14 protein-coding genes and 1 pseudogene are annotated in these 11344 nt (G+C 67.9%); 4 read left to right on the forward strand and 11 right to left on the reverse strand.

Translation table 11 applies throughout. The annotated features are described in order from the left end of the window. Both EXE45_RS15805 and EXE45_RS15810 read right to left on the reverse strand, forming a co-directional pair. A pseudogene (locus EXE45_RS15805) lies at positions 1-124 on the reverse strand (ABC transporter permease); the annotation flags it as partial. Between the two features lie 56 nt (positions 125-180). Continuing rightward, complete coding sequence (locus tag EXE45_RS15810) at positions 181-753, reverse strand: magnesium transporter (protein WP_092919271.1); 573 nt, start codon at positions 751-753, stop codon at positions 181-183. Positions 754-984: 231 nt separating this feature from the next. Here EXE45_RS15810 and EXE45_RS15815 point away from each other — a divergent pair, with 231 nt between their 5' ends. Beyond that, the gene (locus EXE45_RS15815) at positions 985-1563 is read left to right on the forward strand and encodes a hypothetical protein (protein ID WP_092919268.1); all 579 of its coding nucleotides are present in this window, start codon (positions 985-987) and stop codon (positions 1561-1563) included. A gap of 29 nt (positions 1564-1592) precedes the next feature. Here the strand turns inward: EXE45_RS15815 and EXE45_RS15820 are convergent, their stop codons facing one another. Continuing rightward, positions 1593-2474, reverse strand: coding sequence for a hypothetical protein (locus EXE45_RS15820; RefSeq protein WP_137694879.1), 882 nt, complete (start codon positions 2472-2474; stop codon positions 1593-1595). Positions 2475-2652: 178 nt separating this feature from the next. Here EXE45_RS15820 and EXE45_RS15825 point away from each other — a divergent pair, with 178 nt between their 5' ends. Continuing rightward, on the forward strand, positions 2653-3087 hold the full coding sequence (locus tag EXE45_RS15825; RefSeq protein ID WP_137694880.1) for a hypothetical protein: 435 nt from the start codon (positions 2653-2655) through the stop codon (positions 3085-3087). Between the two features lie 203 nt (positions 3088-3290). Further along, positions 3291-3443, forward strand: coding sequence for a hypothetical protein (locus tag EXE45_RS19710; protein ID WP_158293510.1), 153 nt, complete (start codon positions 3291-3293; stop codon positions 3441-3443). A 159-nt stretch (positions 3444-3602) separates the two neighbouring features. Here the strand turns inward: EXE45_RS19710 and EXE45_RS15830 are convergent, their stop codons facing one another. The 6 genes from EXE45_RS15830 to EXE45_RS15855 form a co-directional block, all read right to left on the reverse strand. Further along, positions 3603-4784, reverse strand: a complete 1182-nt coding sequence (locus EXE45_RS15830) for an aspartate kinase (RefSeq protein WP_092919264.1) — start codon at positions 4782-4784, stop codon at positions 3603-3605. Positions 4785-5133: 349 nt separating this feature from the next. Beyond that, the gene (locus EXE45_RS15835; protein ID WP_137694881.1) at positions 5134-5844 is read right to left on the reverse strand and encodes a Zn-ribbon containing protein; all 711 of its coding nucleotides are present in this window, start codon (positions 5842-5844) and stop codon (positions 5134-5136) included. Then, positions 5845-6267, reverse strand: a complete 423-nt coding sequence (locus tag EXE45_RS15840) for a DUF2073 domain-containing protein (protein WP_137694882.1) — start codon at positions 6265-6267, stop codon at positions 5845-5847. Next, positions 6267-6908 carry an Era-like GTP-binding protein gene (locus EXE45_RS15845; protein WP_092919257.1) on the reverse strand — a complete coding sequence of 214 codons (642 nt, stop codon included), beginning with the start codon at positions 6906-6908 and terminating at the stop codon, positions 6267-6269. The genes EXE45_RS15840 and EXE45_RS15845 overlap by 1 nt, the downstream gene beginning before the upstream one ends. Before the next feature lie 186 nt (positions 6909-7094). Then, positions 7095-7538 carry a DoxX family protein gene (locus EXE45_RS15850; RefSeq protein ID WP_092919255.1) on the reverse strand — a complete coding sequence of 148 codons (444 nt, stop codon included), beginning with the start codon at positions 7536-7538 and terminating at the stop codon, positions 7095-7097. Beyond that, entirely contained in the window at positions 7539-8600 is a 1062-nt protein-coding gene (locus tag EXE45_RS15855; RefSeq protein WP_137694883.1) for a sialidase family protein, read from the reverse strand. It lies immediately after the preceding gene. A 79-nt stretch (positions 8601-8679) separates the two neighbouring features. On the opposite strand from EXE45_RS15855, the gene EXE45_RS15860 reads away from it, so the two are divergent. Continuing rightward, positions 8680-9687 (forward strand): TatD family hydrolase, encoded by a 1008-nt coding sequence (locus EXE45_RS15860; protein ID WP_137694884.1) that lies wholly within the window; start codon positions 8680-8682, stop codon positions 9685-9687. Between the two features lie 160 nt (positions 9688-9847). Here the strand turns inward: EXE45_RS15860 and EXE45_RS15865 are convergent, their stop codons facing one another. Together EXE45_RS15865 and EXE45_RS15870 are read right to left on the reverse strand one after the other, a co-directional pair. Then, positions 9848-10336 (reverse strand): hypothetical protein, encoded by a 489-nt coding sequence (locus EXE45_RS15865; protein ID WP_092919249.1) that lies wholly within the window; start codon positions 10334-10336, stop codon positions 9848-9850. Continuing rightward, positions 10329-10916 (reverse strand): nucleotidyltransferase domain-containing protein, encoded by a 588-nt coding sequence (locus EXE45_RS15870; protein ID WP_092919247.1) that lies wholly within the window; start codon positions 10914-10916, stop codon positions 10329-10331. Before EXE45_RS15870 ends, EXE45_RS15865 begins: the two co-directional genes overlap by 8 nt. Between the last annotated feature and the right edge of the window lie 428 nt (positions 10917-11344).

The following is an 11344-nucleotide window of genomic DNA, read 5'->3' on the forward strand; positions in this document are numbered from 1 at the left end:
TTCCGATCTGGACGGGCACGAGGACCAAGAGCGCCGGATACCGCAGCAGAATCTCCTCGTAACTCTCCAACACCGTCCCGGAGACGAGCTGGAGCACCGACAGCGCGGCCAGAAGCGGGATCATCGTCCGGACGATCCGCCGGACCGACCACTCGTCGATCCCGGTCGGCGCGGGATCGGTCACGACACCGCCCCCACGACGGCCACTCCGACCAGGAGGAAGAACACCCCGAACACGTCGCCGAGCGTCGTGACGACCGGGCCGATGACGTTGTCGGGGTCGAGCCCGCGCCGGTAGCCGACGAAGATGACCGAGATCAACACCGTGATCATGAGCACCGCCGAGAGGAAGCCGGCGACGACCATCACGCCGACCAACTGGAAGAGGCTCCCGCCGTCACCGAACAGGACGAGCGTGAGGTAGGTGACGACCGCGATGAACACGGAGACGCTCATCCCGTTGATAAAGGAGGCGACGACCGCGTTCGTGAGCCGGCGGTCCGGCCGGAACCGGGGTTCGATGATCCCCTGGTGGAGCCCGGTCGAGAGCCGGGCGCCGAGCGAGCCGTACACCCCGCCGCGGGTGGCGAGGAACGCCGGCAGCAACAGGAGCAGTCCGGGGACCTGTTCGATGTTCGCGCGCATGGTCTCCGAGCCGAGTATCGTCCCCGCGAACAGCCCCGCGATCAGGCTGACCGCGATCACCGGGAGCGCCTGCCGGTAGATGTCGCGCGCGGTGTCGTGCCCGGGCATCGAACGCACCGACGGCGGGCGGGGCAAAAAAACCGACCGCCGCGTCCGCGGGCGGCGTCGATTCACCGAGTCCGGGCGCGTACGTGTCGCGATCTCCAGATGAAACGGTGGGGGAGTAGCGACGGGGCGGAGTGCGCCCGCGACCCGACGCGGGGCGAGGGAGCCGTTCGCGTCCGCCGGTCTGGACCCCGTCGACCGTACCGTTAAGTCAGTCGGGCGAGTTCCGATCCCATGGACTACTCCCTCGCCGTCGAGAACGGGCCGGAGACGATACCGGGCGGGACCGGACTCCTCCTCGTCCACCCGAGCATCGGCGAGACGGACCGGATCGACACCGACTTCCTCAAGACCGACACCGACGCGTTCCTCGTCGTCTCGACGCGAACCACCGCCCGAGAGGTCGAACAGAAGCTGGAGTACTACGACGTCGACGAGACGAAGGCGACCATCCTCGACACGCTCTCCGTCGAGCGCGGGTACTCGCGGCGCTCCAGCGACGACGTGTACTACGTCTCCGCGCCCGACGACCTCGACGGCGTCGTCGACCGCGTCGAGCGGTTCCTCACCGAAAACGAGGGGAAGCGCCGCGTCTCGGTCGACTCGCTCACCGAGATGGCCTACTACGCCGACGACGACGCGGTGTACGAGGCCGCCGCCGAGATCCTCTCCCTCCTCGACGAGCACGACGCGGTCGGCATCTTCCACCTCTCGGAGGAGGTCCACGAGGTCGCGACGCTCGACCGGTTCCGCGAGCTGTTCGACGGCGTCATCGGGCTCGACGGGGAGGGGAACGTCACCTTCGACGGCTGAGAAGCGCGATTTCGACCGCGGTCGCCGTTTCACTCCTCGTCGTCGACGAGCGCTGCGAACGTCTTCTCCGCCCACGCGACGGCGTAGTCCGCCCCGCGATCCCGGTAGGCGGTCGTGTCGAGCGCGCCGTACGGCGCCGGGAGGTCGAGGTCGTGTTTCACCGCCGAGCAGGCGTACTCCGTCGCGGCCGCGAAGTCGGTCTCCCCGCGGGCGACCTCGCCGGAGAGGTCGCCGAGCCGGCCGGAGAGCCGCTCGCCCGCGTCGATCCACGCGTCGAACAGCCGGGGGTACTCGCCCTCCCACGACGCGAACGCGTCGCGGACGCGGAGGCCGACCCACGCGTCGAACAGCGCGTTCGCGACCTGGAAGACGTCGGTCGGGCCGAAGCCCGTGGTCGAGGCTCCCGTCTCCGGGTCCGGGCGGCGGATCGCCGCGTCGAGGTCGCGGTAGCGATCGCCGAAGAACGGGAGGAACGACTCCGGGAGGCCGGGCGCGTCACTTCCGCCCGAGTTCTCGCCGCCCACGGTGCCGGGCCCCGGCTCGCGGCCGATCTGAACCAGCCGTTCCGCGACGAGGAAGGCGAGGAAGTCGTCGGGCGTCCCCTCCGCGCGCCGCTTGACGAGCACGGCGGGCGGGTCGGTCTGCGTCGTCCGGACGACCGTCCCGTCGCCCGGGAGCCCGACGGTGAACGCGGGTCCGGCGTGCTTCCGGAGCAGGTCCGGCACCGCCTCGGGGAGCCACTCGGCGGGGTACGAGGCGGGGTCGAGCCCGTCGACGAAGAGACCTAGGTCCTCCGCGGCGGCCGGCGGGAGCGTCTCGAAGTCGGAGTCCACGTCGAGGACGGGCGACTCCGGTGCGTACCGGTCGCGGACCGCCGCGAGGTCGTCGTCGAGCGACCGGGGTGAGAACATCAGGCGAAGACGTACGAGAGGATGATGAGGACCGAGAGGACGGCCGAGACGCCGACCGTGCCGACGACGATCTGGGTCGATTTGTTCATGCGAGTTCCTGCGTCCGCCGGTCGTTAAAATCATCCGGTCCGCGGCGAGCGTGCGGCGATTTTATGTCGGCGGGCGAGAGTACGGAGGTATGCGAGTTCGCGACGCGGTCGAGGCCGACGCCGCGGCCCTCGGATCGATGACGGGCCGGCCCGAAGGGGTCGTCCGGAACATGATCCACGACCGGTCGGTCCGGGTCGCGGTGACGGACGACGCCACGCCGGCCGGCGACGCGGACGCCAGCGATGACACACCCGTCGACGCGGTCGGGGGGTTCGTCGCGTTCGACGTGCGCGACGGGGCCGTTCACGTGACGAACGTCGAGGGCGACCCGGACGCGGTCCGCCGCCTGTTCGAGGAGCCGGTGCGGTTCGCGACCCGGGAGGGGATGACCGTCGAGGCTGTCCTGCCGACCGACGGAACCGCGGACGACGCGGCCGAGGCGGTCGGGTTCGCGGTGGTCGGCTCGGGGCCGCGGATCGACGGCGCGTCGACGACGCGGTACCGGTTCGATCCGGAAGGCTGAGGCCCGGAGCGGCCTGAAAATCCGGTTCATGGGTTCGTCGAAATGCGCCGTTAGGGCTGTGTTTCGCGGATATATCGGATACGGCGCGTGCGCCTCTCACAGCGTCGGCGCCGGAGTCGAATCCGGACGGACCGCTCGACTGGCGAGTCGGTTGATGCCAAATGGCATGAGTTATTTCCGCCGGGCGCGTCTGAGCGACCCTGATGGAAGCGAATCGTACGATGGTCTGTAAGCGGTGCGGCGGCCCGACCGGTCCGGACGACGACGTGACGAACCAGTCCTCGTCGGACCCCCTCGTCGTCTCCGAGTGCGCCCGGTGTCATTCGATCGTGGACATCGGCGGCCACCAGTGGTGAGTCCCGGAGCGAACTCCGTCCGTTGGGCTGAGGACAGGGAGGCGGTAACCCCGACTCGGCGGCGACGACGGCCGTCCTGAGCGGCCTTTTGTCACGGGAGCTGGAAGGTTTCGACGACGGCGAATCCGGGGGTCCGAGCGTCGGACGAGGCCGTTCGGATCAGTCGAACCGCTGTTGAACGATTTCGAGCGCCTCCTCGCGGTCGTTCCAGTCGACGAACACCGCGACGGAGGTGGCGCTCGTGATCAGGTCGATGATGTTGATGCCGGCCTCGGCGATGGGCGCGATGATGTCCTGGATGACGCCCGACTGGTTGGGGAGTTCGCCGCCCGTGACGCGGATCACGGCGATGGGATCGGCGACGGTGACGGAAGAGAGCGCCTCGTCGGTGACGACCGCCTCGTGGAGCAGCGCCTCGGCGGTCTCGGCGACGTCGACGTCGACGTAGAAGGTGACCGAGTCCATCCCCGAGGCGACCGCGTCGATGTTGATCTCCTCGGCGCGGAGCGCGTTCGACAGCTCGGAGAGGATCCCGGGGCGGTTCCGGATCGCTCGGCCCGCGATGGTGAGACACGCCAGCGGCTCCTCGCGCATGTCGATCAGGCTCTCGAACTGGCCTTCGATCCGGGTGCCGCCGCGGAGGAGGTCGCCGTGCTGGTAGTGGACGACCCGAACCGCGAGCCCCTCGTGCTTGTACGAGAGCGCGGAGGGCGCGACCACCTCGGCACCGCGGAAGGAGAGGTTCCGCAGCTCGTCGACGGTTATCTGGCCGACGTTACGCGCGCCCTCGACCACCCGCGGGTCGCCGGTCATCACGCCCTCCACGTCAGTGACGATCACGACCTCGTCGGCGTCCATGTAGTTGCCGAGCATGACCGCGGTCGTGTCCGACCCGCCGCGCCCGAGCGTGGTGACGTTTCCGTCGTGGTCCTCGGCGAGGAACCCGGTGATGATCGGGACGACGCCGTCCATCTCGGCGGCGATCTTCCGCGCGCGCTTCTTCGTCTCCTCGACGTCGACCTCGCCCAGTTCGTCCGTGACCACGGGCCAGTCGGGATGCCCGGGCTCGAGGAAGACGGCGTCGACGTCGCGAACTGAGAGCGCGGCCTTCAGCATTCGGACGCTGGTCCGCTCGCCCATCGAGACGATCTCGGCGCGGTCGGCGTCGTCCGTCTCGAAGGTGATGTCGTCGAGGAGGTCGTCGGTGGTCGACCCCATCGCGCTCGCGACGACCGCGATCTCGTGGCCGGCCGCGACCGCGCTCGCCACCGAGTCGGCCGCGCGCTCGATCCGGTCGCCGCTGCCGAGGCTCGTGCCGCCGAACTTCGCGACTACGCGCATATGGCTACCTCGTCAGGAGCCCGTGAGAGTCGGTCTCCGGCGGGTCGGTCCCCCTCAGATCGGTCTCCATCAGAGCGGTCACCATCAGGTCGACGCGGGGCGGTCGGGACAGCGCGGTCCGGATCGAGGCCGGAACGCCGGCCGGATCGGGGGAAGCGATCGGTAAACATGCGACCCCGTAGCGGAGGAAGCCGGATAACAGTATCTTCTTCGACAAGGGTCGCCCGAAGCGCCGGATCGCCCGAAACGGCCGCCGAGCGGCCACGAAAACCGGACTATCGATCACCGACAACAGGGCCGGGTGGCGAGGAGCGCGGGACGCCGTGGTCGGTCGGGACGAGGGGACGGACTACTCGTCCTCGATGCCCCACGCGTCGGGCATCTCGATTACGTACCGGCCGTCCTCCTGGAGGGAGATGATGTACTCCTGTCTGTCGTACAGCTCCATCAGGTTGAGCTCGTACTGCCCCGGGCTGACGATCCGAATGCTCTCGAACTGCTCGTTGAGCTCGTCTCGGAGGGCGTCGATGCCGGGTTGGGGTTCCCCCTCCGCCGGCGGCTCCGCGGTGTCGGCCGGGTCGACCTCGCGGCTCGCGCGGTCGAGTTCGTCCGACGAGACCACCTCGGAACGCGCGCTCGCCTGCGCGGTGTCCTCGTCGCTCCGGTCAGCGATCTGCTCCGTGCCGTCGCTCGGAGACGGCGGGTCGACGCTCTCGGACGCCTCGCTCGCGGACGACGGGTCGACCCGCCCCGACGCGTCGGCCGCTGCCGCCTCGGACGGCGTCGCGTCCGCGGGGTCGCTCGAGTTCGGGTCTGCGGCGCCGTCGTCCGGCGTCGGCCGATCGTCCGAGGTCGAGGGCGACCGGTCGGGTTCGTTGCCGGCGACCGGACCTCCCTCGTCGCCGCCGGAGCCGGCGTCGTTTCCGGCGGACGCGGTCTCGTCCGTCGCGCCGGCGGGCTTGAACTGGAACTTGTTCCCGCCGCAGTCGGGACACCCCGACAGCATCTCCTTGGAGCCGTCGGGGAACGTCCGCCCGCAGGAGGTACACTGGTGGGGCATCTACTTGCGGGAGACGAGCGTGCTGATGAGGTTCTCGTCTTTGTGTAGCGTCTCGATGCGGTTCGCCGGGCCGATCACCGTGAGCTTCTGCGTCGACTCGCGGCCCATCAGCTTGTCGAGGAAGCTCTGGTCGCCCGCCTCGGCCTTCGGGTACGTCTCGATCTCGATGCCGGTGAAGTCGTCCGGACTGATCTCGGTCATCGTCACCTCGATGAGGCGCGACTCCTCGTCCGGGGAGAGCCCCTCCTCGAGGATGACGATATTGCCGTCGCGGACGCCGTCGAGGATGAGCCGGATCTTCTCCATGGTCGTGAGCCCCTCCATCCGAGCGCCGCTTATCATGTCGATCCGGACGCCGTCGCCGGAGTCGTCGGGATCGTCGGGGTCGTCCGCGGCGTCGACGTTGGCTTTCGGGCCGGGCATCAGCCGAAGTACTCCGCGATTTTGGTGTACACTTCGTCCATGTTGTCGCCCTCCAGCGCGGACAGCGGGATCGTCTCGTGTTGCGGGAAGGCGTTCGCGATCTGCTGGACGTCCGACCCCTCCAGGTCCGTCTTGTTCGCGAGGATCAGCGCCGGGAGGTCCTGCGACTCGATGATCCCGATCAGCATCGTGTTCACCTGGGTGAAGGGATCCGTCGTCGAGTCGAGCACGTAGATGACGCCGTCGACGTCCTCGCGGAGCCAATGCATCGCCTCCGCGACGCCCTCGGTCGCCTCGCGCGACCGGCGGACGGCGTCGTCCTTCTCCATGTCGTGGTCTAAGAACTCCTTGTAGTCGACCTTCGTCGTCACCCCGGGGGTGTCGACGATGTCGATGGTGACCTTGCGCCCGTTGCGTTCGATCTCCACGCCCTCCTTCCGGCGGGCCCGGCGAGTCTCGTGGGGGATGTGGCTCTCGGGGCCGACGGCGTCACCCGTCCAGTCGCGTGCGATCCGGTTTGCGAGGGTCGTTTTACCGGCGTTCGGCGGTCCGTAGATCCCGATCCGCTTGGGCTCGTCGGCCGCGAACAGGCCGTCCGTGACCCGCGATATGCTGTCTCTGAGGTTCGTGAGCAGTCCCATCCTGACCTCCAATCCGTGTGGTTTTCCCGAGCACCGCGGTCGTTTCGCGGCGCCGTTCGATCCGAGCGCTCGACGCCCGTTCGGGGAATTACGGTAGGCTCCTCGCCGCTCTCACTTAAGAACTGCGTCAGACATCTCCGATCCGGAGCGTCGGCGCCGGAGGAACCGGAAATTCGGGGACCGGGACTACTCCCCGTCGCCCTCTCGGACTCCCTCGTCGCTCTCGCTCGCGGCGTCGAGGAAGACGATAGCCCCGCCGAGAAGCGCGAGGTTCTTCAGGAAGTTGATCTTGTTGCCGTGGCGCTCTTTCCCCTCCATCGTCCAGAAGTCGTGGATGGCGGGCGTCGTCCCGAGGAAGAAGACGACGAGCGCGCCCGCGGCCGCCCGCGGGAGGCGCCAGAGGACGATCCCGAGGTTGGCGACCAGCAGCATCCCGGTGACGAACGGGACGAGGACGTCCGGCATCGGGACGCCCTTCTCCTCGGCGACCGAGACCCGCTTGTCGTTGTTCTTGAAGCCGTCGACGGCCATGTACGCGAGGACGCCGCCGTACAGCGAGCGGCCGAGCAGCGACGGCGCGTCGCGGTCGGCGTCGTCGGGTCCGGCCGGCGATTCCGCTTCGTCCGCCATTCAGACCACCTCGATCCGGCTGACGTTCGCGTCGACGCGACCGACCGTCTCGTAGGTCGGCCCCTCGTCGCCCTCGCCGTCGAGACGCCGCATGATCCGGCCCGCCACGTCGTCGCGCTCGTCGGGCACGTCGAAGAGGCCGGAGCCGCAGACCACGTCGCCGTCGTGGACCGCCCACGTCTCGATTATCTCGTGGGGCTCGCCGGGGAAGTCGACGCGCTTGAAGTCGCGGCCGAAGTTCGTCGACTCGAACAGCGCGACCTCGTGGTCGTCGTTCACCCACGCCGGGGGCGCCTCCTCGCCGCCGCAGAAGATCACCCGACCGTCGTGGACGAACACCCGGCGGATGTACGAGAAGTCGCTGCCGACGTCGAGCCGGTCCCACGACTCGCCCGCGTCGGTCGTCCGCCACAGCCCGCCCTCGCCGACCGCGTGGCCGAGGCCGAGGTTCTCTAAGTCGTGGTCGAGGTAGCCGGTCGCCGCCAGCCAGACGTCCTCCGAGATGGGGAGAACCTGGTGGACGTCGTCGACGATGGCGTCCCGGTGGTCGGACCACGTGCGGCCGCCGTCGCGGCTGACGTGGATCCCGCCCGCTTCGACCCCGGCGATCAGGTGCTCCGGGCGGCCGGGGACCGCCTCCAGCGCGCGGAGCCGGGCGTAGTGCGGGTCGATCGGCGACTCCCAGTGGCCGCGGGAGGGGAGCTCGCGGAACCCCTTCTGCTCGGTCCACGTCTCGCCGCCGTCGACCGAGCGGAAGACGTAGGGGTCGTTCGTGCCGGCGTACAGCGCGCCGTCCGCGGTCGCGAGGATCGACCACACCTCGCTCTGTCCGGCGTGCCAGAAGCGGTCGCCGAGGGGGACCTCCAGGTCGGTCCACGTCTCCCCGCCGTCGAGCGAGCGGTACGCGCCCGTCGAGGAGGCGACGAACACGCCCTCGGTGTGGTCCCACGACTTCACCGCGGTGACGACCCCGCAGTCGAGGACGGGGTCGAGCTCGTCGCGCTCGAAGGGGACATCGTCCGTTCGGTACAGCCCCGAGTCTGTCCCGATCAACAGTGTCATATTCGGAAGTCAGTCGGACGCATAATAAAGTTTTACCAATCTGTAAAACGCTAAGTGGCCGGGGGACGACGGTGGAGGCATGACCGCGCCACACGCCACCGTTCGCCCGACGGACGCCGCGTTCCTCGACGGCTCGGACCCGGACCTCCCGACCGAACTGCTGAACATTCCGTGGATCGACCCGCACAACCACGCGCACACGCTCTCGTGGGGGGACCGCGAGCGGTACGCCCTCTCGGGCTGCCGGTCGATGGTGATGGTGTCGTCGGGATACCACTGGACCCCCTACAAGCCCGTGGAGGCGAGCGACATCCGCTTCCTCTGGGACGACGCGATCAACCGCCGGCGGGCGATCGAGCGCAACCACTTCTTCGAGGCGAAGCTGGGGCTCGGCGTCCACACCGGCGTCCGGATCGAGAACCCCGACGAGCTGCTCGCGGCGATGGACGACTACTGCGCGCTCGACGAGGTCGTCGCAGTCGGGGAGACCGGCGTCGTCCCGAGCCAGCACGTCGAGCGCTGGGACGTCGACGAGCAGCAGGCGGTCGTCGGGGCGCAGATGGAGCTGGCCGCCGACCACGACCTCCCCGTCCTGCTCCACACGCCGAACACGACGCCCGACGCGAAGCGGGAGTACCGCGACGACCTCGGCGTGACGCCGGGGTACGAGAAGAACACCGGGCTCGGTACCGAGCCGGTCCTCGACGGCGAGAACCCGGCCCTGGAGGCGGTAAAGCGGGACGTCGAGGCGGCCGCGGACGCCGGCCTCGACGAGGAGCGCGTGGTCGCCTCGCACGCGGACGCGAACAACACGGAGTACCTGATGACCGAGACGGACTGCTACCTGAGCTACACCATCGGCCACTCGTGGCTGGTCGGCGTCGACGCCGCCGACGTGGCGAACGCCATCGACGAGTACGGCTCCGAGCGGGTCATGATCGACACCGACACCGCGAACGTGCTGCGCACGGACCCGTACGCGGTGAAGCGCGCGATGTTCGAGCTGTACCGGTACGGCATCGACGTCGACGACATCCGGACCGTCGTGTACGAGAACCCGCGAGACGTGTTCGGGCTGGCGGAGTAGGCTATTTAAATGAGTTCACGGTATGGTGGCATCGCCGGCGGCTCTGAGTCGTCTTTAAGAGGCGCGACACGCCTCCGTGTGTGCCCGGGAGCCGGCCGTGAGACGACCGTGCGAGCGGGTCGCGAACGAAGAGAGCGACGAGGACTGCGGTTCGAGGGAGCTACCCCCGACAGAGACACTCGTGTGACACCCGAGTCACGTCGACGAGGTGTCGGTGGATACCCCCGGCCAGCCCGGACATTGCCTCGGCCTGTTCCTTCGTTGCTATTCCAAGCCTGTAGTAGGTCTCCGTTCGGTTCCGGTTCCACAGCTCGGCGAGGTCGTCCCCGAAGGCGTCGTCGTAGAGACCGATCTCGGCCCCGCGTTGGTAGAGCCGCCGGTGGCTGCTGATGACCTCCGAGGGCGACATCGCTCCGTCGTGGATCAGCCGGAACTGAATCGTGCGCTCGATGGCGACGAACGCCGACTCGATTACGACCGTGTAGTACCCTCGGTCGAGGAGGTTCGATCCGACCTCCAACAGCCGGCAGGCACGGCGAAGTTGGACCAGCTCCGCGTCGTCGACGTCCAGACCCTCTTCGATCGTTCCGGGACTGCCCTCGAAGCTCCGCTCGGCCTCCGCCAATCGATCCCGGATATCGTCATTCATCGCTGTACACCTCAGTTCGGAGCTCTGAGAGGCGGTCGGAATCGACCAACGTGATGCCGTCGTCGAACTGGGGACGGAGCTCGTCGCCGATTCGGCTGACGCTGTCCGTCGATTCGACGAGCGGCTGGTAGGTGTAGCGGTTCCCTTCGAACCGTCGGTCCTCGAGGTCGCTGACGATCGACTGGATGGTCCGACGAGCGGCCGTTCGGTCCCCGTCGACGACCACCAGTAGGTCGATGTCGCTGGTCCTATCCGCTTCCCCCCGAGCGACGCTGCCGAATAGGACGACACCGACTACCTCGTCCAGCTCCTCTTGAGCTCGTTGGAGGAAGGCCCGGACCGGGTGGTGAAACTCGCTCTGCGGGATCGAGAGAATCGGATCCGGTTTCGTGAGCCGCTCGCGGTTGATCCGGACCTGCCGGGTCCGACCGTCCTGTGCCGTTTCGACGACATCAAGCTCGGAAAGCAGCTTCACCGCCTTCGAGATCGTCCCCTGATTCGCTCCCGTGAGACTCGCGAGTTCGCTCATCGAGTACGCCGCGTACGGCTGATCGATGAGGACCGCAAGAACGTCCTCCATCGCTTGGTATCGAAACACCCGATCCTCCGGAAACGGATATCGCAGTTCGATCGAGATTGTCTCTTTCTTATTAGGCATACTATTCTTATTAAGAAACGGTCTGAAAACTCTGCCGATGAAATGAGTCGATTAGGACGGACTGCCACGGTTAGAGTCCGATTTTTCAGGCATATTATCCTCAAAAAGTGGTATATTGCGAGTCGTTCCGGTCTGTACGAACACAGCGACGAGCGAGAACGGGAGTGGGTATCGCAGATCGGTAGCAGCGATTCGATATTTAAAAAGACGCTATCGGCGGCGACAAACACTTAGAAATAGCCGGCGGTGGCGCGCCTGCGAGCGGCCGGAGCGAAGCGGAGGCCGCGAGCCAGCCCGCGAGGGACGCGGTGAGCGCTCGGAGAGCGCGAACCGCGAGGCTGGGGAGGCGT

Source organism: Halorubrum sp. SP9, from assembly GCF_005435015.1.
Classification (GTDB): domain Archaea; phylum Halobacteriota; class Halobacteria; order Halobacteriales; family Haloferacaceae; genus Halorubrum; species Halorubrum sodomense.

Bases quoted from the DNA above. Each gene is read 5' to 3' on its own strand.
- EXE45_RS15810 (WP_092919271.1), bottom strand. From the start codon at position 753: ATGCCCGGGCACGACACCGCGCGCGACATCTACCGGCAGGCGCTCCCG.
- EXE45_RS15815 (WP_092919268.1), top strand. From the start codon at position 985: ATGGACTACTCCCTCGCCGTCGAGAACGGGCCGGAGACGATACCGGGC.
- EXE45_RS15820 (WP_137694879.1), bottom strand. From the start codon at position 2,474: ATGTTCTCACCCCGGTCGCTCGACGACGACCTCGCGGCGGTCCGCGAC.
- EXE45_RS15825 (WP_137694880.1), top strand. From the start codon at position 2,653: ATGCGAGTTCGCGACGCGGTCGAGGCCGACGCCGCGGCCCTCGGATCG.
- EXE45_RS19710 (WP_158293510.1), top strand. From the start codon at position 3,291: ATGGAAGCGAATCGTACGATGGTCTGTAAGCGGTGCGGCGGCCCGACC.
- EXE45_RS15830 (WP_092919264.1), bottom strand. From the start codon at position 4,784: ATGCGCGTAGTCGCGAAGTTCGGCGGCACGAGCCTCGGCAGCGGCGAC.
- EXE45_RS15835 (WP_137694881.1), bottom strand. From the start codon at position 5,844: ATGCCCCACCAGTGTACCTCCTGCGGGCGGACGTTCCCCGACGGCTCC.
- EXE45_RS15840 (WP_137694882.1), bottom strand. From the start codon at position 6,267: ATGCCCGGCCCGAAAGCCAACGTCGACGCCGCGGACGACCCCGACGAT.
- EXE45_RS15845 (WP_092919257.1), bottom strand. From the start codon at position 6,908: ATGGGACTGCTCACGAACCTCAGAGACAGCATATCGCGGGTCACGGAC.
- EXE45_RS15850 (WP_092919255.1), bottom strand. From the start codon at position 7,538: ATGGCGGACGAAGCGGAATCGCCGGCCGGACCCGACGACGCCGACCGC.
- EXE45_RS15855 (WP_137694883.1), bottom strand. From the start codon at position 8,600: ATGACACTGTTGATCGGGACAGACTCGGGGCTGTACCGAACGGACGAT.
- EXE45_RS15860 (WP_137694884.1), top strand. From the start codon at position 8,680: ATGACCGCGCCACACGCCACCGTTCGCCCGACGGACGCCGCGTTCCTC.
- EXE45_RS15865 (WP_092919249.1), bottom strand. From the start codon at position 10,336: ATGAATGACGATATCCGGGATCGATTGGCGGAGGCCGAGCGGAGCTTC.
- EXE45_RS15870 (WP_092919247.1), bottom strand. From the start codon at position 10,916: ATGGAGGACGTTCTTGCGGTCCTCATCGATCAGCCGTACGCGGCGTAC.